This is a genomic window from Synergistaceae bacterium, from assembly GCA_031272035.1.
In the GTDB taxonomy this organism is placed as follows: Bacteria; Synergistota; Synergistia; order Synergistales; family Aminobacteriaceae; genus JAISSA01.
Map to the genome: position 1 here is coordinate 1 of JAISUO010000078.1, position 20,706 is coordinate 20,706.

At 54.7% G+C, this 20,706-nt stretch carries 26 protein-coding genes; 16 read left to right on the plus strand and 10 right to left on the minus strand.

What is annotated here, in order from left to right; all coding sequences use genetic code 11:
* From dctP to LBR61_09500, 13 genes are all read left to right on the plus strand, one after another.
* Nucleotides 1-558, plus strand: a 558-nt coding sequence (gene dctP / locus LBR61_09440) for a TRAP transporter substrate-binding protein DctP (protein MDR1732298.1), incomplete at its 5' end; no start/stop codon positions are given.
* Nucleotides 559-582: 24 nt separating this feature from the next.
* Entirely contained in the window at nucleotides 583-1,095 is a 513-nt protein-coding gene (locus tag LBR61_09445) for a TRAP transporter small permease (protein MDR1732299.1), read from the plus strand.
* On the plus strand, nucleotides 1,088-2,365 hold the full coding sequence (locus tag LBR61_09450) for a TRAP transporter large permease (protein MDR1732300.1): 1,278 nt from the start codon (nucleotides 1,088-1,090) through the stop codon (nucleotides 2,363-2,365). Before LBR61_09445 ends, LBR61_09450 begins: the two co-directional genes overlap by 8 nt.
* A gap of 224 nt (nucleotides 2,366-2,589) precedes the next feature.
* Nucleotides 2,590-3,033 (plus strand): hypothetical protein, encoded by a 444-nt coding sequence (locus LBR61_09455; protein MDR1732301.1) that lies wholly within the window; start codon nucleotides 2,590-2,592, stop codon nucleotides 3,031-3,033.
* Between the two features lie 173 nt (nucleotides 3,034-3,206).
* Nucleotides 3,207-3,653 carry a nuclear transport factor 2 family protein gene (locus LBR61_09460; protein MDR1732302.1) on the plus strand — a complete coding sequence of 149 codons (447 nt, stop codon included), beginning with the start codon at nucleotides 3,207-3,209 and terminating at the stop codon, nucleotides 3,651-3,653.
* A gap of 507 nt (nucleotides 3,654-4,160) precedes the next feature.
* Nucleotides 4,161-4,493, plus strand: a complete 333-nt coding sequence (locus tag LBR61_09465; GenBank protein ID MDR1732303.1) for an arsenosugar biosynthesis-associated peroxidase-like protein — start codon at nucleotides 4,161-4,163, stop codon at nucleotides 4,491-4,493.
* 6 nt (nucleotides 4,494-4,499) lie between these two features.
* Entirely contained in the window at nucleotides 4,500-5,480 is a 981-nt protein-coding gene (arsS, locus tag LBR61_09470; protein MDR1732304.1) for an arsenosugar biosynthesis radical SAM protein ArsS, read from the plus strand.
* Nucleotides 5,481-5,620: 140 nt separating this feature from the next.
* The gene (locus tag LBR61_09475; protein ID MDR1732305.1) at nucleotides 5,621-6,103 is read left to right on the plus strand and encodes a hypothetical protein; all 483 of its coding nucleotides are present in this window, start codon (nucleotides 5,621-5,623) and stop codon (nucleotides 6,101-6,103) included.
* 135 nt (nucleotides 6,104-6,238) lie between these two features.
* Nucleotides 6,239-6,919, plus strand: a complete 681-nt coding sequence (locus LBR61_09480) for a TVP38/TMEM64 family protein (GenBank protein ID MDR1732306.1) — start codon at nucleotides 6,239-6,241, stop codon at nucleotides 6,917-6,919.
* A complete protein-coding gene (locus tag LBR61_09485) occupies nucleotides 6,916-7,644 on the plus strand; it encodes a TIGR04282 family arsenosugar biosynthesis glycosyltransferase (protein MDR1732307.1) in 729 nt (242 codons plus the stop codon). Before LBR61_09480 ends, LBR61_09485 begins: the two co-directional genes overlap by 4 nt.
* A complete protein-coding gene (locus LBR61_09490) occupies nucleotides 7,641-9,014 on the plus strand; it encodes a TIGR04283 family arsenosugar biosynthesis glycosyltransferase (GenBank protein MDR1732308.1) in 1,374 nt (457 codons plus the stop codon). The genes LBR61_09485 and LBR61_09490 overlap by 4 nt, the downstream gene beginning before the upstream one ends.
* Nucleotides 9,015-9,361: 347 nt before the next feature.
* The gene (locus tag LBR61_09495) at nucleotides 9,362-9,517 is read left to right on the plus strand and encodes a hypothetical protein (GenBank protein MDR1732309.1); all 156 of its coding nucleotides are present in this window, start codon (nucleotides 9,362-9,364) and stop codon (nucleotides 9,515-9,517) included.
* Nucleotides 9,514-9,912 carry a hypothetical protein gene (locus LBR61_09500; GenBank protein MDR1732310.1) on the plus strand — a complete coding sequence of 133 codons (399 nt, stop codon included), beginning with the start codon at nucleotides 9,514-9,516 and terminating at the stop codon, nucleotides 9,910-9,912. Before LBR61_09495 ends, LBR61_09500 begins: the two co-directional genes overlap by 4 nt.
* An 81-nt stretch (nucleotides 9,913-9,993) precedes the next feature.
* Here the strand turns inward: LBR61_09500 and LBR61_09505 are convergent, their stop codons facing one another.
* Nucleotides 9,994-10,785, minus strand: a complete 792-nt coding sequence (locus LBR61_09505) for a methyltransferase domain-containing protein (protein ID MDR1732311.1) — start codon at nucleotides 10,783-10,785, stop codon at nucleotides 9,994-9,996.
* 578 nt (nucleotides 10,786-11,363) lie between these two features.
* Between LBR61_09505 and LBR61_09510 the strand changes: the two genes are divergently transcribed.
* Nucleotides 11,364-12,110 carry an AraC family transcriptional regulator gene (locus LBR61_09510; protein MDR1732312.1) on the plus strand — a complete coding sequence of 249 codons (747 nt, stop codon included), beginning with the start codon at nucleotides 11,364-11,366 and terminating at the stop codon, nucleotides 12,108-12,110.
* A gap of 15 nt (nucleotides 12,111-12,125) precedes the next feature.
* Here the strand turns inward: LBR61_09510 and LBR61_09515 are convergent, their stop codons facing one another.
* Entirely contained in the window at nucleotides 12,126-12,518 is a 393-nt protein-coding gene (locus LBR61_09515) for a cupin domain-containing protein (GenBank protein MDR1732313.1), read from the minus strand.
* 228 nt (nucleotides 12,519-12,746) lie between these two features.
* Between LBR61_09515 and LBR61_09520 the strand changes: the two genes are divergently transcribed.
* The gene (locus tag LBR61_09520) at nucleotides 12,747-12,848 is read left to right on the plus strand and encodes a hypothetical protein (GenBank protein MDR1732314.1); all 102 of its coding nucleotides are present in this window, start codon (nucleotides 12,747-12,749) and stop codon (nucleotides 12,846-12,848) included.
* A gap of 122 nt (nucleotides 12,849-12,970) precedes the next feature.
* Here the strand turns inward: LBR61_09520 and LBR61_09525 are convergent, their stop codons facing one another.
* The 6 genes from LBR61_09525 to LBR61_09550 form a co-directional block, all read right to left on the minus strand.
* Complete coding sequence (locus LBR61_09525; protein MDR1732315.1) at nucleotides 12,971-13,489, minus strand: GNAT family N-acetyltransferase; 519 nt, start codon at nucleotides 13,487-13,489, stop codon at nucleotides 12,971-12,973.
* On the minus strand, nucleotides 13,479-13,787 hold the full coding sequence (locus tag LBR61_09530; protein MDR1732316.1) for a DUF1778 domain-containing protein: 309 nt from the start codon (nucleotides 13,785-13,787) through the stop codon (nucleotides 13,479-13,481). The genes LBR61_09525 and LBR61_09530 overlap by 11 nt, the downstream gene beginning before the upstream one ends.
* Nucleotides 13,788-13,882: 95 nt before the next feature.
* Nucleotides 13,883-14,221: a DMT family protein gene (locus LBR61_09535; protein ID MDR1732317.1), complete on the minus strand. Its 339-nt coding sequence runs from the start codon at nucleotides 14,219-14,221 to the stop codon at nucleotides 13,883-13,885.
* 118 nt (nucleotides 14,222-14,339) lie between these two features.
* Nucleotides 14,340-15,059: an amidohydrolase family protein gene (locus tag LBR61_09540; protein MDR1732318.1), complete on the minus strand. Its 720-nt coding sequence runs from the start codon at nucleotides 15,057-15,059 to the stop codon at nucleotides 14,340-14,342.
* A 21-nt stretch (nucleotides 15,060-15,080) separates the two neighbouring features.
* Entirely contained in the window at nucleotides 15,081-16,082 is a 1,002-nt protein-coding gene (locus tag LBR61_09545) for a M48 family metallopeptidase (protein ID MDR1732319.1), read from the minus strand.
* 27 nt (nucleotides 16,083-16,109) lie between these two features.
* Nucleotides 16,110-16,679: a LemA family protein gene (locus tag LBR61_09550; protein MDR1732320.1), complete on the minus strand. Its 570-nt coding sequence runs from the start codon at nucleotides 16,677-16,679 to the stop codon at nucleotides 16,110-16,112.
* Nucleotides 16,680-16,771: 92 nt separating this feature from the next.
* Here LBR61_09550 and LBR61_09555 point away from each other — a divergent pair, with 92 nt between their 5' ends.
* On the plus strand, nucleotides 16,772-17,626 hold the full coding sequence (locus LBR61_09555; GenBank protein MDR1732321.1) for an HAD-IIA family hydrolase: 855 nt from the start codon (nucleotides 16,772-16,774) through the stop codon (nucleotides 17,624-17,626).
* A 78-nt stretch (nucleotides 17,627-17,704) separates the two neighbouring features.
* On the opposite strand, the gene ggt is transcribed toward LBR61_09555, so the two are convergent.
* Together ggt and LBR61_09565 are read right to left on the minus strand one after the other, a co-directional pair.
* Nucleotides 17,705-19,435: a gamma-glutamyltransferase gene (ggt, locus tag LBR61_09560; GenBank protein MDR1732322.1), complete on the minus strand. Its 1,731-nt coding sequence runs from the start codon at nucleotides 19,433-19,435 to the stop codon at nucleotides 17,705-17,707.
* Nucleotides 19,436-19,537: 102 nt separating this feature from the next.
* Nucleotides 19,538-20,698: a succinylglutamate desuccinylase/aspartoacylase family protein gene (locus LBR61_09565; protein ID MDR1732323.1), complete on the minus strand. Its 1,161-nt coding sequence runs from the start codon at nucleotides 20,696-20,698 to the stop codon at nucleotides 19,538-19,540.
* Between the last annotated feature and the right edge of the window lie 8 nt (nucleotides 20,699-20,706).

Genomic DNA, 20,706 nt, shown 5'->3' on the forward strand with positions numbered 1-20,706 from the left:
TATGGCTATCTTCAGTTCTTCAACAACAAACGCCCCCTGACAAAGCCGGACGACATGAAAGGCCTGGCCATGCGCAGCTCCAACGCCGCCGACGCCGAAACGCTTCAGGCTCTGGGAGCGGCTCCCACGGTCATGAGCTCCTCCGAAATGTACATGGCGCTCCAGCGCGGCACCATGGACGGCGCGACGACGGGAATGCCCGCGGCGGTTTCGCGTAAGATTCACGAAGTCCAGAAGTACCTGACTATTTCGAATTACAGTACCGCCCAGTTCGCTGTGCAGGCAAATCTGGAGTGGTGGGAATCCCTCTCTGACGGAGATCGGGAGACGATCCTCAAGGCGGGCAAAGACGCCGAAGCCTGGATTCGCAACGCCATTGCGGACTCGGAAAGCGAAGCCCAGAAGGTCATTGAAGGAGCGGGAGTGCAGATTCACAGCCTCAACGACGAAGAACGCAAACTTTTCCAGACAGCGACTCGTCCAGTGTGGGATGCCTATCTCAAAAAGACCGGAGACACGGGTAAAAAACTGCTTGAAATGGCTCAAAACGCGGATTAAGCACATAAGAAGAGAAGGTGTCACATGCAGAAAATACGCTTATATGTAGAAAAATTCAATCTTGCGATAGGATACCTCTGCGGACTGGGGATTCTGGTCATGGGGATTATTCTGTCGTGGGAGGTCTTTTGCCGTTATTGCCTTAATTCGCCCACCATCTGGGCTCAGGAAACGTCGATCTATCTTTTTATGTGGACGATGCTGGCGGGGAGCGCCTACACCCTCATGCAGGGCAAACATGTCCGCATCGATCTGATTTTTGAGCGATTTCCCAGGAAGCTGCAGCTTCAGCTGGACATCGTGACCAGTTTAGCCGGCGTGATCTTCAGCGCCGTCGTGAGCTGGCAGGCCCTGGAGATCCTGCGTTCGACCCTGCGGTTTTCCAAGGCGTCCCCCACGCTTTTGCGGGTTCCGCTGTGGATTCCCCAGTCCTCGCTGCTCATTGGGTTTCTCCTGCTGACCTTCCAGTTCGCGTTTATCATCGCGGACAGACTTCAGACCCTGCGAAGCGGAAAGGAGATGACCTCCGATGAGTAATTTCCTGCTGGTCGTTCTGCTGCTTCTTGTGATCCTTTTGCTGGGGCTGCCGGTGGCCTTCTCTCTGGGAGTGACCTCCCTCGTCCTCATTGTGCAGTACGCGCTGCCTCTCAAGCTCGTGGGCAACACGATTTATACGGCTATGGACAGCTTTGTCCTGATCGCCGTGCCCCTCTATATTCTGATGAGTCAGATTCTGCTGGATGGGCACATCGGAGACGATCTCTTCGAGGTCATGAACGCCTGGGTGCGTCATCTTCCTGGAGGGCTGGCCATCGCCACGATTCTGGCCTGCGCGTTCTTTGCCGCCATCACCGGCTCCGGGGCCGCTACCGCCGTAACCATCGGGATGGTGGCTTATCCCGCTCTGACGGAACGGGGCTATGACAAACGGTTCGCCCTGGGGCTTCTGGCGGCGGGAGGCACTCTGGGAATTCTGATTCCTCCCAGCGTTCCCATGATTCTCTACGGTTCCGTCACCGAGGAGTCCGTAGGAAAGCTCTTCATCGCGGGAGTCGTCCCCGGACTTCTTCTGACGGGAATTTTCATCATCTATGCGGTCTGGAGGAGCAAAAGGGGCGGTTTCACCTCCATGCCCAAAACGTCGTGGAAGGAACGGTGGGATATCACCCGCAAAAATTTCTTCGGAATCCTGCTGCCCTTTCTGATCGTCGGAGGAATTTACACGGGCGTGTTCACACCCACGGAAGCCGCGGCGGTGGGCCTCGTTTACAGCCTGATCATCACCGTGTTCATTTACCGGACGATCCGTATCCGCGACATTCCCAAAGTCTGCCTCAAGTCGGTGGGGACGAGCTGCATGATCGCCATGGTCATCGGAGGCGCCATCCTCTTCGGGCGGGTCATGACCATGCTGGAAATTCCGCAGAGACTGACGGAGCTGGTCATCTCCTATAACCTTTCGCCGCTCATGTTCATTGTCGCCATGAACCTGCTGATGTTCGTGCTGGGCTGTTTCCTGGAAACGGTGTCGATCATTCTGCTGACCATGCCTCTGGTGACGCCGCTGTTGGCCGCCCTGCATATCGATCCCATCTGGTACGGCATCATCCTGACGGTGAACATGACTCTGGCCCTCATTACGCCGCCTGTGGGCATGAACCTTTACGTCATCAACGGACTGCGGAAGGACATCACCATGAAGGACGTCATCAGCGGCGTCATCCCCTTCATCGTGCTGATGCTGCTGTTCCTGATCACGGTCATCGCCTTCCCGCGGATGAGCACCTGGCTGCCGTCGATCATGTAACGAAACCGAAATATCGGAAATATCGAACGAGACGGAAAAGAAGGCGGACGGGGCGCAAAAGGCTTCGTCCGCTTTTTCTGTAAATGTAATTCATATATAATAGTGACAGTTGCAGGACAGATTAAAAAAGAAAGACTGGAAAGAGAGATTAAAAAAGAGAACCTGCGAACTGGAAACTGCAAACTGAAAGTTGCGGACCGAAAACCAAAGAAAGGAAGAAAACCATGGCAGAGCTGATCCTGGTTACAGTTGCGCTGTTTTTTGTGTTTGGACTTGTGCAGTGGGCGCGAGGGGGAGCAGCACTGTGGGATGTTATACGGCTTTCCCGTTTCAAACCCGCAGTCGATGAAGAAAAGGACGAAGAAGATCGGCAGAAGGAGGAGGCCCGGAGGCGGTCCACACTCCGCGAGATGGAGCGGCTGACGGACCGGATGCTGCGCTCCAGCTTCAAGGTGCTGGGCATTCTGGCGCTTTGTATCTGGTTCTTTGTGGTGGCCTCCGTCATCATTGACGCGTTGGGGCTGGACTGGCTGGACAGTCTGAGTTTTCAGGCGAACCGTATCTGGGGAGATCCCGCGACCCGCGCTACCTCCAACACCTCTCAAACTTCGAATTCTTCCAACCGGACCAACATTCTGCGATCCATCCGGTCCGGCCTGAGAAGATAAGCCCCTGATGAAAGACTTCTCAGGTGAATGCGGCGATATGAATGCGACCTTGACAAAGGCGCGATTACGCAATATATTTTAAATGCTCCGTGGATATCCACTTTAGACAGGCGATACGAAACAGGCGAAGTTTTTTTGTTATTTCTGGCTCATTATTTGAGGAGGGAATACGGATGAAGAAACTTTTGTGCGTAGTGTTTTGTCTGTTGGTTCTGGCGGGCGCGGCATGGGCTGCGGATCCCAACGAGGCGGCTGTGGAGGCTGCGGTGGAGGGTATGCGGCAGGCGATGCTGAAGGGCGAGCGGGCGGACTTGGAGAAAATTCCCAGCGCCGACCTGATTTACGTCCATTCGGCGGGCAAAGTTGAGAATGCGGCTCAGTTCATCGAATCCATTGCCAATCACACGGATACCTACAAGAAAATCGAATTCAATCGTCAGAGCGTGGCTGCCACGGCGACAACGGCGGTTGTCATGCACACCTTCGACGGCGTCGTCGTTACCAAAGGGCAGAACAACGACCAGCCTTACGACGTTCATCTGGGCGTCGTCCAGGTCTGGAGGAAAGAGGGCGACGCGTGGAAGCTGTTTGCGCGTAAGGCCATTCGAATTCCGTTCTAACATTTAAGCAACAAAACCGGGAAACAAACCCCCTGTCCGTCAGGGGAAGAATATCGCCGGCACGAAGAAGCTCCTTCCGGGGGGCTTCTTTTTTTATGCTTCTTTTTGTGTTGACAACAGGAGGTTCTGTTTGTTAGCATGACGCAGACAGATTCTCAGGAATCGGAATAATTCGGAAAAAGGAGGTGTCCTCGTGAAACGTTTTGTGTATACCTGATCCCGCCCCGCGATGGTATGTGGAGCATACGCAGAGCCTGAAATTCGAACGTCGATCGGGTGTTTCACGGGACATACTCTGGAACGCTTCATCTGAGATCCCGGTTTTCCCTCGGGTCACCCCTCTCCCAGGTCCTTCAGCAATCGCCCTTTCGCTGCCGTGTCGATTTTTGCAGTGGAGTGCAAAACCATGTACTGAAAAATGGCGTTCAAAAGCTTTTGATTCCGGAGCTATTTTCTGCCGGGTACACGCAGCCGGAATCTGTGTACGCAATTGGAAGGAGAAGAAATATGGGCGATTATTACAATAGTGAAGATTTGTCAAAATTCGGCAGCATGGGAGAGAACGCTCCGGCTCTGTGGGATAAATTCATGGGCTGGTACGGGGACGTTTTTGAGGAAGGCGCTCTGACGGCCCGGGAAAAAGCTCTGATCGCCTTCGGCGTGGCCCACGCCATCCAGTGTCCTTACTGCATCGACGCTTACACTCAGGCCCTTCTGGAAAAGGGCGTCAATCAGGAGCAGATGATCGAAGCCGTTCACGCGGCCGCGGCCATTCGAGGCGGAGCGACGCTGGCCCATGCCCTTCAGGCCAAAAACGTGATTAAAAAGCTGGAATTATAAGACGTGATGAGCAACAAAGATCTGGAACGTCTGCAATCTTTTCCGCCTTTTGCCGAAAGGGCGGAATGTCAAAAGTACGGCACGGCTTTTTTGCGGCCCGGGGTCATGCAGGTGAACATTGGAAGACGCTGTAATCTGGTCTGTAAGCACTGTCATCTGGAGTCAGGGCCCCATCGGACGGAGGAAATGAGCCGGGAGGTCATGGAAAGCTGTCTGTCGTTTTTCAGGCGCGGCTCTTTTAAAACCCTGGACATCACCGGCGGCGCTCCTGAGATGAATCCCCATTTTCAGTGGTTTGTGAAAGAGGCCGTCCGGCACGCGGCGCGCACCATGGTCAGGAGCAATCTCACGATTTTGAACGAGGAGGGCTATAGCCATCTGCCGGACTTTTACGCCGCCAGCGGCGTGGAGATCGTGGCCTCTCTGCCTTACTACACCGAGCGGGATACGGACAGACAGCGGGGAAAGGGCGTATTCAGCGCCTGCCTGTCCGTCCTCAGAAGGCTGAACGCCCTGGGGTACGGAAGCCGGCCCGAACTGGTGCTCAACCTGGTTTACAATCCGGGAGGCGCTTTTTTGCCGCCCGATCAGGAGATTTTCGCGGAGGAATTCCGGAAAAAACTGTTGGATTCCTGTGGCGTCACCTTCAACAGTCTGTACACGATCACCAACAATCCCCTGGGGAGGTTCGGTGATTTTCTTGAACGAAGCGGCAACCTCACGGGGTATATGAACAGACTCATCTCCGCGTTCAATGGACGGAGCGTCCCTCATATCATGTGTCGCAGCCAGATTTCGGTGGACTGGGACGGCTCGATTTACGATTGCGATTTCAATCTGGCTCTTGGGCTGAAGGCGAATTTTCCCGGTCCCGTTCAGGATTTAAAAGATTTCAGTTTGGGAGAACGGAAGATCGTTTTCGCCAATCACTGCTACGCGTGTACAGCCGGAGCGGGTTCCAGCTGCGGCGGGGCAATTGTTAATTAATACCAATTTGCTTTCAATCGAGTGTTAATAAAGAAGCTAATGTTTGAATATCATTGCTTTTAGCTATTCTAACTTTAGGCCTTTGATTTCAAATTGGTATAATACCAGGTTAAAAACTTTATTTTGGAGGTCGTTTGGAAATGAAGAAATTCCTGTTTGTCGCTCTTATCCTTGTTTTGACGATTCTGGCTTTTGGGGCTTATGCGGAGGCGCCGGCGGACAACAGCCCCATGCAGTACATTTCTCCCGCGGACCTGAAGGCCGACCTGGGGAGCACCGCGCCCAAATATCTGATTCTCGATATGCGAAAGGCTGCGGACTACTCCGCCGGGCACATTAAAGGCTCCGTTACGGCGGATATGGACAAGGCTCTGAACGGAGACGCCGCCGCCGGTTTTGCCGGCATGAAAACGGCGCTGAAGTCCGCAACGGGCAGCGAAACCGGCAAAGAGGACACTCAGATTGTCCTTGTCTGCTACTCCGGAAAAGCCTACGCCCAGAAGGGAACGGATATCCTTGTGGGCATGGGGGTAAAACCGGCCAATATCCATACGCTGGAGGGCGGCATAAAGGCATGGAACGGGGCCGGAGCGGATTACACCGCCCTCGTCGTCAAAGAGTAAAGTCAATTTGTCTTCTTTTCGGGCCTGACGACAAAGTTAAATTCAGTGTATAAGAGATTTTAACTGTTGTAGTTTCAGGCCCCTGACTTCAAACGGGCAGTAAACCGACATAACCGATGTTTTATAGAGGTCACCGTGAAAAAATATTTTCTGAAAATCCTTCTTCTGCTGTTTTTCGCCTCCGGAATTTTGGCCTGTACCTTTGTGGCTCCGCTGAACGCCGGGATAAAACAGGTCTTCGCGATGTTCGCTTCCGGTGATTTTGAAACGGTCAGGGATTTTGTCGCCGCTTACGGCGTTTACGCGGCTGCCGTTTCCTTTGCCCTGATGGTTTTTCAGTCGATTGTGGCGCCTCTGCCCGCTTTTCTCATCACCTTCGCCAACGCGAGTCTTTTCGGCTGGAAGCTCGGCGCTCTGCTCTCCTGGACCAGCGCTATGGCTGGAGCGGCTCTGTGTTTCCTCATTGCCCGGATTCTGGGGCGGGAGGTCGCGGCGAAACTGGCTGGACGGGCAGGGTTGAGCGAAGTCGACCGATTTTTGGGGCGATGGGGTCGACACGCGATTCTTATTGCCCGTCTTCTGCCCTTTGTTTCCTTCGATCTCGTCAGTTACGCGGCGGGGCTCACCTCCATGGGATTTTGGCCCTTCTTCATCGCCACGGGCCTGGGCCAGCTTCCCGCGACCCTCGTCTACTCTTACGCCGGAGGAATGCTCACGGGCGGCGCGCGCCTGATGGTGACGGCGCTTTTGATCCTCTTCGCCCTGTCCGTTTTGGTCCTTCTCCTTCGTCAGAACTGTAAACGGTCACAAAAATGAATGAAAACGCTCTCATTTTCTTTACCCGTATTCCCGTTCCCGGTCAGTGTAAAACGCGACTGATCCCGTTTCTGGGGGCCGAAGCCGCCTGCGCCCTGCAACTTGCGTTTATCGCCGACGTTTCGGCGGAGCTTTGCGAAACGGAAACCCCCTGTGACCTCGTCGTCTGCTTTGAACCTTCGGGAAGGCGGAAAATTCTTGAATCGCTCATCGCCGGAAACGCCAGATATATGCCCCAGAGCGGCGCGAACCTCGGCGAGAGAATGCACCGCGCCTTTGTGGAAATTTTTTCTCTCGGATACAGAAAAGCCCTTCTATTCGGCAGCGATCTGCCCCTCCTCAGAGCGGCCGCTGTGGACAGGGCTTTCGCCTCGCTTGACGATTATGACTGCGTTCTGCTGCCCACCTTTGACGGCGGTTACGGGCTGATTGGCCTCAAAGAGCCGGATGCTTCTCTCTTTAATCTCGATTATGACGCATTTTCCGTGACGGAGGAAACCCGAAAAGCCCTGGCCCGCGTCGGAAAAACCTGCGCTCTCCTGCCTCCCGCGCTGGACGTCGACGACAGGGAGGACCTTCTGCGGCTGCAGTCGTCGCTTTTGAGCGAAGCCCGGAATGTCTGTCCGAAGACGCGCAAAATTCTTGCCGGTCTCCTGCTCCGGCAAATTCAGCCGAACGAGAAGCCTCCTCATGACCTGAGCCTTCCGCGGGAGACGAGAAAATGATTTCCGTCATCGTTCCCGTCCTGAACGAGCGCGAAGCAATTCCCGCCCTGATGGAACGACTGAAGGACTTTGCCGGAACCTGCGAAATTATTTTTGTGGACGGAGGCAGCGGAGACGGCACGCCTGATATTTTGCGCGAAAACAGTTTCACCGTGCTGAACTCCCCCGAAAAAGGGCGCGCCCTCCAGATGAATTTCGGAGTAAACGCCTCGCGGGGCGATGTTCTCTGGTTTGTGCACGGGGACAGTCTGCCTCCGGCCGATGCCCCGGGACAGATTCACGAAATTTTATCCAGGGGATTTCGGGCCGGCTGTTTTCCCATTCGTTTCAACAGCTCCAGTCCGGTTATGACCCTCTGCGGCTGGCTGTCCAACCTGCGCGTTCGTCTGCGTAGCATCGCATTCGGAGATCAGGGTATTTTCATTGAAAGGGCTTTTTTTGAAAAATTAGGAGGATTCGCCCCTGTTCCACTGATGGAGGATTATCGGCTTTCACAGGACATCATCGCTGCCGGGCAGAAAATCGGCCTCGCAAAAAGTTACATCGTCACCTCTGAACGACGGTTTCTGGAGGGCGGACGACTCCGCACCCTGCTGAAAATGCAAAAACTCCAGTATCTCTATCGCAAAGGCGTAAGTCCGGAAATCCTTGCCGGGCTTTACAGAACCGGAGAGAGAAAAATTCTGAAATCTCATCAAACGACCGACGGCGTACCGAGATCTGGAAGGCTGCTGTTTCCCGGCTGTCATTTCCCCGGAGTGTATCCGGAAACGACAAAAAACCTTATCGGGCGTCTCCGCGAGCGGGATGGGATCGGGACTCTGGCGGGCTGTTGCGGTAAACCTCTGATGGAGCGCGGGAATGCCGCCGGAGCCAACGCCGCCCTGGAGCGACTGCGCCAGCGGCTCAAAGCCGCCGGTGTCACGGAACTTATCGTCCTTTGTCCAAATTGCTGGTATTATCTGCGTAAACGTCTCGGCACAAAGGTTACGTTCATTTATCCCGTTCTCATCGAATTGGGAATGATTGAACCCCACGACTTTTCGGACGGCAGAATTTTCGTTCCATGTCCGGACCGTCCTTCGAAGGAATTACTCCATACTCTGTCCTGCTGTTTTTCGGGTCCGACGGCAATCGCCGGGGCCATGCCCTGCTGTCGGCGCTGCGTCAGGGCGGACTGGGCTGAGGCGGGAAAACTCTATACCTGCTGTGCGAACTGCACGAGGATGGCTTTGAGGCTGAATGAAAATGTCCGGCATATCCTGCCTTTGCTGCTGGGTACGGAGGAAACGCCCAAATCCGCTCCATGGAACACCCTGCATCGACTTGCCTTTCGTTATTTATTCAACAGAATACCTCATAAATCATAATATCGGCGCCATAGCCTTTATTGACGTGGGAGGCGTCCGTTAAACCTGCGGTCCACATGGTTTCATTATCAGATTTTTTGCTTCAAAACGGATCGTTTCCACCTTCAGGGGATCGACGCCGGGCAGGATTCGAATTTAGTTGTTATATAATCCTTCTGTTGATAACGTGATAACCGTATAAACCAAAGATTGACAGCGACAGTTTCTTTTTGATACCATAAATAAAGGCGATTGAATGCCAGAAATGCAGTTAAATATTCAATCGATGCTGGTATTTTTTGAAATATAATCTGAAATACTTTATTGGAGTGTTTATCGCTGAAACGATTGTCTGGAGGTTATTTGAAATGAAAAAAAACCTGTGCGCCATTTTTATTCCGGCCTGTGTGTTTACAATTTTTGCCGCCTGCGAATGGAGAGCCGCTCCGGCGATTTCCGCCCCTGACTGCTGCGTGCTCTATGCGCGGAGCGAAACGCCGCCTTCGTCGGACAGCAATTCGTGAAATATCAATATCTGTCAGCGGCCGATCTGAAGGCTGACCTCGAAAGCGACGCCCCCGAGTGCCTGATCCTTGATGTGAGAAGGGCCGAAGATTACGCCGCCGGACACATTAAGAGCGCCGTTACCGCGGATATGGACAAGGCCATGGAAGGCGACGACGCTTCCGGTTTTGCCGGTATGAAAAAGGCGCTGCTGTCGGCCACAGGGAGTGAAATCGGCAGGGAAAACGGAAAAATTGTCCTCGTCTGTTACGCTGGCAGGGCTTACGCGCAGAAGGGCACGGATATTCTTGTGGCTATGGGAGTAAACCCTGACAAAATCTACACTCTCGAAGGCGGCATGAGAGCGTGGAACTGCGGCGGCGCGGATTACGCCACTCTCATTGCAAAAGTCTGATACCTGCAATCTGCGCAGTCATTCTTTCAAGGCGCATCTCCTGAAGATGCGCCTGTTTTATATATTTTTCATTTCGTTTTTTCATTCCGTTCGGGGATGCGTCTGAGCGACGTTCTGTACCGCAACGGTCCAGTGTACGGTTTCCTGAGGACAGGGATCCGCCACCCGTCTTGCGATCAGTCCGATGGTGGTGAAATATTGACCGTTTTCAGCCGCCATCATCTTAATATCTTCCCGCGCATAGGGATTGTCACATTCAAGCCAGTCCTCCCAGGCGATTTTATGACATTTGTGCTGGAAACATCCTTCAAACGTCGTTTTTTCCGACTGCCCCCACAGAGATTTCCACCATTCGCTGTCGTGAAACGTGTCGTTCACTTCTTCGATCCACCAGGGTTTCAGGACATCCGGCACGTTTCCGGCGAACTCGCGCAGCAGGCCCGGTGTGGATACCGCGAGAACTCCGTCTTCCTTCAGCAGCGGCGCGATGTGCGCGTCAAGGAAGTCTTTTCCCGTACCAAAATAATAATAAGCGTCGATGCTGACGATGAGGTCGAAATAACCCCGGGCGAAGGGCAGTTCACTGGCGTCCGCGTGGATGGGGATGATCTGTCCGTCAAGGCCGAAGGTTCGGAAACGTTCGTAGTTTTCTGTCGCGTTAAGCCACAGATCCGTGGCGAAAATTTGCGCTCCGGATTCACGCGCGAGAAAGATGGAGGTGAGTCCTGTGCCACAGCCCAAATCCAATATTCGCATATCGGGGCTCAAAGTCAATCGCTGCGACAGTTCCTCCAGCAACCTGACGCAGCTGGGTCCCATCAGGTTTTTTCTGTAAAATTCCTCAGTAAATTCCGTGTGTTTGCCGAATTTCATGTTATAGCCTCCCGATTTCTGCCTAATTTGTCAAATTATCGGATTTCCGGTTATTTCAGGTCGTGCATAAAAAGATTCATAAGAAGATTCATAAGAAGATGGAGAACGACTGTTCGTTTAATCATTATAATAGTGAAGGGTCGCTCTCGTATCAAATTTTGGTATAGTATTGAACAGTGAAGGAAAGCAATGGACATCGAACAATGGAAATGAAGATATACAAAAATCCAAACTGTAAAAAAGTCAGAGGCAGTCACGTCCTGGAGGTGTGCTGCGCATATTGCAAATGCCTCATTGCCAGATATTTGAAGGTTGGCGAAAGCAATCTTGTCAAAATGTACAATGAACGTATCATCGAAGGGACGATTGATTTCTCCGTTTATCACGGAGCGATTTTCTGCCCCAACTGCGGAGAACGCATAGCTACGAGATATACGACGAAAATGGATAAAAAAGAAGCCTACAGATTAACGCCCTCGGCGTTCAATAAAAGGAAAGTGTAAATCCGCGCCGCTGTGCGCGACGGGACGTTTCCTGATGAACTTCAGGAAAATTTGAGCGAAAAAGAAGGCTTTGAAATGAAAGAGTCAGCTGCGTATTCCCGCATGGGACCTGTTCAGGTGATTTGCCTGCGAAATTGGACGAAGCCTTATCCTCTGCACAACCACGTCTCCGTCTATACGACAGGTCTGGTCATCAGGGGCAAAGCCGCGCTGACGCTGGCGGGCCGCGAAATTCAAACAGAGGCGGGAGAGGCTTTCATCGTTTTTCCCTATGAACCACACGCTTTGAGTCCTTTGGGCCCGATGGACATGGTTTCGCTTTGCCTTCCAAAAGAAATTGCGGGTCGTGACGCGGCCGGCCTGAAAACTCTCATCCAGGTCGTCATCCGTTCTTTACGCGAAGAAGGAACTTTGCAGGCAGAAGATGACGCCGCTTTTTCCCGTGTTTTGGGGAATGCCTTCACTCCATCGGAGGCAGCCCGGGAGCGCGGCGAGGCCCCTTTTGTGGCGCGTGTCCGCAGGTTTTTGGAATGCTCGCCGGAGACGCGGGTCAGCCTGCGGCAGTTCGCGGAAGACGCCTCGGTGTGCGAAGACCACTTGATTCGGAAGTTCAAAAAGCAGGTCGGCCTGACACCACGATATTTTCAGATTCAAAATCGTGTCAGAAGGGCACAGCTGTTGCTGGAACAGAAAATTCCCATAAGCGAAGCGGCTCTGTCCGTCGGATTCTACGATCAGAGCCACTTCGACAGATATTTTCGGCATTTCCTGGGGATATCGCCCCGAGATTACGTTAAAGCCTGTAAGACGCCTCCTGAATGAATTTTCGGCCTTCGTTCAGCACAGCGGCGGGAAAAATTTGGCGAACAGCAGAAGGCCATTGGGACCGGCCTTGACCTCGTGCTCCTCATTTTTTGGCAGAATTGCGATGACGCCGCTTTCATAGGTCATTTCCCTGCCGCCGCAAAGACAAACTCCATCGCCGTCTATCACCTCATGGGTTTCCAGTTGCGTTTCGTGCGTGTGGAGTCCGATCTTTTTCCCCGGCGCGATGCGAACCAGATGATAGCTGAACTGATCTTTCGTCTGAGCTCCCGGAACGATGTGCCTGAGTTCGACGCCTTCAAATTTTGGATGTTGCGACCACTCCACCGCCGCAAACTCTCTGATTCCTTCGGTTGTATACAGCCTGCCGTTCTTGAAACGTTCAAACACTGACTGCCCGTCCACGTCCATCCCTCCAAAATGTGTTGATTGTTTTAACACTGAGGAGATGATATCGGACAGACCGCTTCATATCTTGTAAAAAATCGAGCTTCCGAAGGACAGGCGAAAGGGACTGAAAAAGCCGTCATTATAGCTCCATCTCTCCTGGTGGGTTTGAATATGTGAGCTCGCACTATTTTCTCACTACATTACTACTAAATACAACCTTAATTAATCAGCGCTTCCTTAGCTATAAGTTATCGCAATTTTGGACGTTACGAGGAAGCACGCGCCATTCATCAGAAGGTTCTGGAGAAACATAAGGCCTTGCTGTTAACGGGGAGGACTATCTGAGTACTCTTTCAGCCAGGAACGAGCTTGCGTGAGGGCGGAACGTTTCCGAAAAGCCGGACAGTTACAAAAGGTGTCGGATTTGCTGGATGAGGTTAAGCGTTTGATACAAATTTGATACAAAGCTAAAGTGCTGATTCTGACTCCTGCTGCTTTTTTGTCATAACATCAATAATGGTTTTTCTGGGCAGACATAAATGATTGGGATCATCCTGCAAAGAGAAAAATCCGTAGTGGGAATAAAAAGCTCTGGCCTGTTCGTCTTTTGCATCTGTGACAAGGAATGCCCAGGCCAATTCGATCCTGCTGCATCTTTCAAAAGCATTCAACAGCAAACGTCCGCCAAGACCAGTACCCTGAAAATCAAGCGCAACAGTCAGTCTTCCAAGTAAGATTGCCGGAATCGCCTGATATTTTGGCAAGCGGCGTTCCGTTTCGGCAGAAAGTATTTTTCGATGAAGGCTGGTAGCGGAAAGTGTGTAAAATCCGGCGATATCATCAACTTTTTCAACAGCAACAAAAACAGTTGTTACATTGTGTTTTACGTCCTGCGCGGCACGAGTTCTGAGGTAATTATTGAGTGCGTCATTGCCGCAGTCGAAAGCAGCACGGTGATGACCTTTGGACAGTTTTTCAATCTTCAATGGCCAAATCTCCGTCTGCGACAGCCCGCTTATAGTCTTTGGCGGCTTTTAACAGTGACGGGTTGGGTTTGGAAGTTTCTTTAAGAGCCTCCATAAGTCCGTCATAATCCCGAGCGGATAATTCTATCAACTGGTGCGATTGTATGATTTTTACAGCAGCCCGGGCTGTATTGGCAATGACAAAATCACCCAGCGTGACGCCACTTATAGCAGCGGCCCGTACCAAATCTTCCTTTAGTCCTCTTGGAATCCGAATGCTCAGGCGGTCTTCTCTGGGTATAACATTACGCATGGGCATGACGACACCTCCCAGTGTTTATTAAGCTTAATGATACACCCAATGGGTGTCAATGACAACATTATTGCAGCTCAGGGAGCCGGTTTTTCCTCTGTTCAGTTTTTGAAAACGAAGTAGACTGCGCCGCACATGCAAAGAGCCGCCCACAGGTAATTCAGCTTCAGGGGCTGCTTCATGTACAGGACGGAAAAGGGGACAAACACCGCGAGGGTGATGACCTCCTGCATGATTTTGAGCTGTCCCACCTGAAACTGCGTCGCCCCCAGACGGTTGGCCGGAACCTGAAAGGTATATTCCAGAAGCGCGATGCTCCAGCTCACGAGGACGGCGACATACACGGGCTTCGAGGCGAGGTTCTTCAGGTGCCCGTACCAGGCGAAAAGCATAAAAACATTTGAAATGATCAGCAAAGCGACCGTTTTTATCGCAACCACAATCAACACCCTCACGCTGTGAAATATCTTCGGCAAAAACGCGCCCTGGCTGCGAGGCCGGTGACGAAGGCGCAAACTCTGTTATGACCGTGTCAGCGGTTTGAAGCTCCGGATTCTCTCACCAGCCCATAAAGTTTTTGATGTTATTGAAAAAAACGTCCTCCAGCTGGGATTCCGTCAGGCCGGAGACCTCCGTCCGCAGAATTTCCACGGCATAGTGATGAAAGGGGATGTCGCTTCCCCAGAAAACGCGGCTGGAGCCTACTTTGAGATAAGCCTCCCTGGTTTTGGTGTGCATGGGCATTCCCGAATTTTCCAGCCAGATGTTGGCGTATTTGACGGCGGTGTCGATGGCGGCCTGAATGTAAATCCCGTGGCCGTGCCCCATGTGGATCATGACAAAACGCACGTCGGGGAAGACCTCCGCGAGCTGTCCGATGCTCCAGGGCAGCGAGAAGGGCGGATGTCCCGAATGGATGAACACAGGCAGATTCTTCTTTCGGGCGTATTCGATCAGGGGGAAGACGACGGCATCGTTGGCCGTATAGGCGTTGAACAGCGGGTGCAGCTTCAGCCCCGCGAAATGGTGATTTTCGACCAGGTCGGAAAACTCCGCCAGAGCCTGTTCCCCGCGGTTCGGGTCCATCCAGGCCAGAGGCACGAGCCGGTCCGGAAATTCGGCCGCCGCGTCGCGAGCAACGGTGTTGTCGGGGTAGCTGACGATGCTTTTTTCAATGTCGTATCGTTGCATGGCCTCGACCATTTCCCGCGCCGTGATCCCCACGTCGCACCAGGAGCCGAAATAGCCGACGTGCGCATGAGCGTCAATTTTTTTCATCTTCGCAATCCTCGTTTCTCTTCATAATAAATTTTGCGATTCTCCGGCGTCCAGCCCTCTGGCCATGCGGCGCAGGGCCGCGATGCGGTCGGCGATGGGAGGATGAGTGGACCAGAGACTCATCCCGCTTCCCCGGCTTCTTTTTGCCTCTGCCGCCGGATTTTCGATATAGACGTTGCCCACGAAGGGACGCCCCTCGATCACCTCGATCACAGGGTCCTGCGAGATGTGTTCGAGGGCGTCGGCGAGGGCGTCGGGCCGCCGGGTGATCTTCGCCGCCGTGGCGTCGGCCTGAAATTCCATGCGTCGGGACAGGGCCATGCGGATCAGGGGCGCTATGACGTATCCAAACAGCAGGCAGGCCGCGCCGATCAGCAGGAGAACCATGCGGTCTCTGCCCCGGCCTCTGTCTCTGTCCCGGCCATACTCCACCCGCGGACGCAGAGACGACCGCAGCAGAACCTCCCCGACCAGAGCGAACACGCCGATTCCCACCAGAACGATGCCCATCACCGCCGTGTCTCGGTTGCCGATGTGGGCCATTTCGTGGGCGATCACGCCTTCCAGCTCGCGCTTTTCCAGCTTTTCCACGATGCCCGTGGTCAGGGCCAGCGCGGAGTGCTTCGGGTTGCGGCCTGTGGCGAAGGCGTTCAGGGAGGAGTCGTCGATCAGGTAGATGGCCGGTGTGGGCAATCCGGCCATCAGGGCCACGTTCTCCACCAGACGCCTCGTCTCCGGGTTCTCGTCGTCCGCCAGACGTCGGGCCTGAGCGATTCCCAACAGCGTTCCGGAGGCCGCTCCGAACCAGGCGACGGCCACCCACAGGGCCGCCGCTCCCACGACAAAGGGGAAAACCAGGTTCGCCTGGCGCCACGCGAAATTCATCCACATGAAGCTGTTTCCTCCCAGATACTCCAGCGCGGCGCAGCACATCCAGGTCAGGGCGTACAGCGCCGCCGGAAACAGGAGCAGGATGAAAAAAATGCGCCGCCGGTTGGCGTCGATGTGGTCGTAAATGTTCATGTTCTCAGTCTTTTGTTGTCATTTTCACTAGAATTGCACTTTGACGGGACGAGAGACATCGGCCCTTTCGCTTTCTCCCAGTTCAAAAAATTCGCGTTTTTTGAACCCGAACATGGAGGCGATCAGACCGCTGGGAAACAGCTCCGTCCGGTTGTTGAAGTCCAGAACCATCGAGTTGTAGAACCGGCGCGAAGCCTGAATCTTGTCCTCGGTATCGGTCAGTTCCGCTTGGAGCGAGCGGAAATTTTCGTTGGCTTTCAGCTCCGGATAGGACTCCGCCAGCGCAAAAATGGACTTCAGCGTCCCCGTCAGCAGGTTTTCGTTCTGAGCCATGGCGCCGGGGGTGGAGGCTCCTCCCATGGCCGAGTTGCGGGCCTGAATGACCTTTTCCAGAGTCTCGCTTTCGTGTTTGGCGTAACCCTTGACGGTTTCCACCAGATTGGGAATCAGATCGTATCGGCGCTTCATCAGAGTCTCGATGTCGCTCCATGCCTCGGCGACGCGATTTTTTCGCCGGATCAGCCCGTTGTAAAGGGCAATTCCATAAAGAATTACCGCAACCGCCACGCCTGCTGCAATCAAAAAAATATTATTCACAGTACACCCTCCCCGTTCTGTTTCCATGTTATGCTTTATAAAGGTTGCAGAGCCGGTTTGTATTGTACAACGAAAGAAGGCCTGAGAATCGAATGATCGTAAATTTGTCCGATTCGCCCGATTCACTTAAATGGGAAAAAAATGAAGACCCCCGGGGGCTTTTGAAGAAGGTCCTCTGTTTTTTGCTGGACCTGGATGGCACGGTTTACCTGGACGACCGGTGGATTCCGGGCGCGCCGGAGTTTCTGGAGCGTCTGAAGCGTCTGGGGAAAAAGTTCGTCTTTTTGACCAACAATTCGTCGAGGGGCCGGGCGGCCTATTTCGAGAAGCTGGCGAAAATGGGGCTCATCATTGAAAAGGCGCAGCTGGCCACCTCCGGGGACGCCACCATCCAGTGGCTGAGGCGGGAGATGCCGGGAAAGCGGGTTTTTCTGGCGGGAACCCCAAGCCTGAAGGAGGATTTTCTGAGCGAGGGAGTGACGCTGGACGACGAAACTCCCGATGCGGTGGTTCTGGCCTTCGACACCGGGCTCGACTACGCGAAACTGGTGAAGCTGTGCAATCTCGTCCGGAGCGGAAAACCCTTCATCGCCACCCACCCGGACTTCAACTGTCCCGGCCGGACGGGGCCCGTTCCGGACGTGGGATCTTTTCTGGCCTGCGTGGAGGCGTCCACGGGGCGCAGGCCCGATCTGGTGATCGGCAAGCCCAACGCCGGCATCGTGGATTACGCTCTGGGACTGGCCGGAGCCTTGAAGGAACATTCCGCTCTGGTGGGAGACAGGCTTTACACCGACATCCCCTCCGGAGTGAACAACGGCCTCCTGAGCGTCTGCGTCCTCAGCGGCGAAAGCACCCTGGAAGACGTTCTGAACTGTGAAATTCAGCCCCACCTCGTCTTTGACTCGCTTCGGGAGATGATCCCCTTCCTGCAGCCGGCAGAATGAAACAGGATAAAATAAAGGCTGCCGGACAATTCACGGCAGCCTCAGACTTCAGAATTTCATACCAATTTCAGTCCGGTTTCAGTAGCCCACGGCGACGCCGTTGCGGCGGGAGTCCGCCCCTCCGATGAACGTTCCGTTTTTGTACATGATGCCCTGAGCTCCGCCGAAGTAAAGGTCCTTCGGGCGTGGATCCACATCATGCCCCCGCAGTCTCAGCGTATTCACCGTGGTTTCCGCCACGCCCGCCTCGATCATGAGCTTGCCCGCCTTGCCGCCGCTGACGGAGTTGAAGAGCCGGGGAGCTTCGATGGCCTCGTCCATGCTCATTCCGAAGTCCACGGCGTTCATGATGATCTGGGCCACGGCCAGGATGATGCGGGTCGCTCCGGGAGATCCCAGCGTCATAAAGGGCTGACCTTTTTTGTCCAGCACGATGGTGGGCGTCATGGAGGACAGGGGACGCTTGCCGGGTTCGGGCGCGTTGACGCTGGCGGGGTTCGTGGCGAAGTCGTCCATTTCGTCGTTCAGCATGAAGCCGTACTCCGGAACGAAAACCCCCGAGCCAAAGAAGTAGTTGATGGTCCAGGTCCAGCCCACCACGTTGCCCTTGTTGTCCATCACGGAAAAATGCGTCGTGGACTGGTGGGAGTTGTGCTCACCCGCCGGAACCCAGGAGGTTTTGGGCTTGTCGTCGAAGGGCCAGGGATCGCCGGCGTCGACGGTGGTCATGGCGGTGGACTTGATGCGTCCGGCCTGCTGCACGGCGTATCCCTTGGAGGCCAGTCCGTGGATGGGAACCTTCGCGAAGGCCGTGTCCGCCATGTATTTGCTGCGGTCCGCAAACATCATCTTGCTGGTTTCGGCCAGGGTGTGCAGGTACTTCTCTCCATTGTGCCCCCACTGGGCCACGGGGAAGGTTTCCATGATGTTCAGGATCTCCATCACGTGGACGCCCGCGCTGGACGCCGGGGGAGGTCCAACCACCGTGAACCCGCGATAGGTGCCGACGACGGGTTCACGCTGCTGGATTTTATAGGCGTTCAGGTCCGCTTTCGTCATGATTCCGCCCGCTTTTTTGACCGCCGCCACCACGGCGTCACCGATCTCTCCCTTATAGTAAACGTCGGGGCCTTTTTCCGCCAAAAGTTTGAAGGTTTTGGCAAGAACGGGGTTTTTCAGCGTGTCGCCGGCCTTCAGGGGCAGCCCGTCGGGGGTGTAGGGGGTGCCGTCGGGGTTGTAGTTGCTGATTTTTTCGAAGTTGTCCTCGATCATAGAGGCCAGGAGCTTATCCACCGTGAAGCCCTCTTCGGCGAGCTTTATCGCCGGAGCCGCCACCTCCGCGAAGGAAAGGGTGCCGTATTTTCCCAGAATGGTGAACAGTCCCGCCACCGAGCCGGGCACGCCGACGGATTTGCCGCCCACTTCCGTCCATTTTTCCTTTTTGGACTGTTCGGAAGCGTACATGTCCTTTGTGGACGCGCCGGGGGCCATTTCACGAAAATCCCAGCAGACGATGGAGCCGTCCGCCAGTCGGATCGTGGCGAAGCCGCCTCCGCCGATCCCCGAGGCGTTGGGTTCCACCACGTTCAGCGCCAGTGCCGTTGCCACCGCGGCGTCGATGGCGTTGCCTCCCTTTTGCAGAATTTCCACGCCGGCCCGGGAGGCCAGTTCATTTGCCGCGGCCACCATGCCGTTCTTCGCCGTCACGTCCTTGTACGCGATGGGAGCGTTGGCCGCCTGCGCTTCCGCGCCACAGAATAAAAGTGAAACAAGCCCCAATATTGCCAGAAATCCACTGAGTCGCTGCATTGCACTTCCACCTCTCTTTCTGAGATAACCGGAACCCGAGTCCCGGTACTGCACAATCGTATGAACATCCTGCCTTTTGTGAATTACGACGAGCTTTTGACCTTAATTCGTTTTGCTGCTGTTCAGCCATTTTCCCAGACCGTCGTCGATGAGCTGCTGATAGTCGGGCAGACCGTCGATCTCGATGGCCTTGTTTTCATCCACGAAAAATTCCATCATGGAGAGAAAGGTCCGGATGGCGGTCAGGTGGCGCGCCACGCGCAGAGCCAGGGGTTTGCCGCCGGCGTCCCAGGGAACGAACAGGCGTCCCAGTCCGGCGGCCTTCATGTAGGCCTTGTCCCTGCCCTCCAGCACCAGCGCCTCGTCCGTGCGCCCGCGCAGACGTCCCTGACTCGGGTTTGCGACCTCCATCAGAATGGGCAGAGTGTCGCTGTAGTCGCCCCATTCCCGATGGCTCAGGCCCCGAAAGTTCTTCGGCGACGGCTCCAGCCGGACCTCAATGCCCTGACCCTTCAGCTCCATGGCCGTGGCTGCGGCCAGTTCCATGCTTCTTTCGTGGGCGACGATGGCGTCCACCACGGGATACTCCGGGGAGGCCTCGTGCAGGTCAAAGGCCAGATCGATTTTTTCCGTGCGCAGAAACTCCATGATCGCCCAGGCCAGGCGTTCCGTCGGACTTCCATCCGGCAGGCCGGGATAAGCGCGGTTCAGGTTTCGGGCCTCGTTGCCCGAAAGCCGCTGCCCTGAGGCTCTGTGGATGTAGATGTCCGGGTTGGGCCAGGTCAGGGTGTGCAGTATATCCCGGGAGCCGTAGCGAAACACCCGGATCGACCCGTCGGGCAGGGTGAAGTGCATGGACTCGGGGGAGGCCTCCTGGGGCTGAGTATGTTCGAACCCAGCGTGATTCGCACAGGGGATGACGTAGAGTTTGCCCCTCTTCGTCCGGGAGCGCTCCGTCATCAGGACGGCCGTCATGAAGCCCGCCGGCTCGTTGGGGTGAGTTCCTCCCAGCACGAGAACGGAGCCCCCCGGTTCCGTCCCGTTCTGAATGTAAACCGGCGTGTCCAGCTGCGTTCCCGCGAGGGGTGGAAACCACTCCGACAAAAGGCGCTGTTCAAAGCCGGGAGCGGGAATCGGAAGCTCGAACGTCCGCATTGCGGCGAAGTCCAGGCTGGCGAGCCGGGCGATCCCCAGCGAGCAGAGCAGCAGAACCAGCGCCGTGATTTTTGTTCCGCGAAAATCGAGGCTTTTTATACCGAACATGATGGGGT

Bases quoted from the DNA above. Each gene is read 5' to 3' on its own strand.
- LBR61_09475 (MDR1732305.1), top strand. From the start codon at position 5,621: ATGAAGAAATTCCTGTTTGTCGCTCTTATCCTTGTTTTGACGATTCTG.
- LBR61_09445 (MDR1732299.1), top strand. From the start codon at position 583: ATGCAGAAAATACGCTTATATGTAGAAAAATTCAATCTTGCGATAGGA.
- LBR61_09510 (MDR1732312.1), top strand. From the start codon at position 11,364: ATGAAAGAGTCAGCTGCGTATTCCCGCATGGGACCTGTTCAGGTGATT.
- LBR61_09455 (MDR1732301.1), top strand. From the start codon at position 2,590: ATGGCAGAGCTGATCCTGGTTACAGTTGCGCTGTTTTTTGTGTTTGGA.
- ggt (MDR1732322.1), bottom strand. From the start codon at position 19,435: ATGCAGCGACTCAGTGGATTTCTGGCAATATTGGGGCTTGTTTCACTT.
- LBR61_09530 (MDR1732316.1), bottom strand. From the start codon at position 13,787: ATGCCCATGCGTAATGTTATACCCAGAGAAGACCGCCTGAGCATTCGG.
- LBR61_09505 (MDR1732311.1), bottom strand. From the start codon at position 10,785: ATGAAATTCGGCAAACACACGGAATTTACTGAGGAATTTTACAGAAAA.
- LBR61_09490 (MDR1732308.1), top strand. From the start codon at position 7,641: ATGATTTCCGTCATCGTTCCCGTCCTGAACGAGCGCGAAGCAATTCCC.
- LBR61_09485 (MDR1732307.1), top strand. From the start codon at position 6,916: ATGAATGAAAACGCTCTCATTTTCTTTACCCGTATTCCCGTTCCCGGT.
- LBR61_09540 (MDR1732318.1), bottom strand. From the start codon at position 15,059: ATGAAAAAAATTGACGCTCATGCGCACGTCGGCTATTTCGGCTCCTGG.
- LBR61_09450 (MDR1732300.1), top strand. From the start codon at position 1,088: ATGAGTAATTTCCTGCTGGTCGTTCTGCTGCTTCTTGTGATCCTTTTG.
- LBR61_09460 (MDR1732302.1), top strand. From the start codon at position 3,207: ATGAAGAAACTTTTGTGCGTAGTGTTTTGTCTGTTGGTTCTGGCGGGC.
- LBR61_09555 (MDR1732321.1), top strand. From the start codon at position 16,772: ATGATCGTAAATTTGTCCGATTCGCCCGATTCACTTAAATGGGAAAAA.
- LBR61_09465 (MDR1732303.1), top strand. From the start codon at position 4,161: ATGGGCGATTATTACAATAGTGAAGATTTGTCAAAATTCGGCAGCATG.
- arsS (MDR1732304.1), top strand. From the start codon at position 4,500: ATGAGCAACAAAGATCTGGAACGTCTGCAATCTTTTCCGCCTTTTGCC.
- LBR61_09495 (MDR1732309.1), top strand. From the start codon at position 9,362: ATGAAAAAAAACCTGTGCGCCATTTTTATTCCGGCCTGTGTGTTTACA.
- LBR61_09545 (MDR1732319.1), bottom strand. From the start codon at position 16,082: ATGAACATTTACGACCACATCGACGCCAACCGGCGGCGCATTTTTTTC.
- LBR61_09565 (MDR1732323.1), bottom strand. From the start codon at position 20,698: ATGTTCGGTATAAAAAGCCTCGATTTTCGCGGAACAAAAATCACGGCG.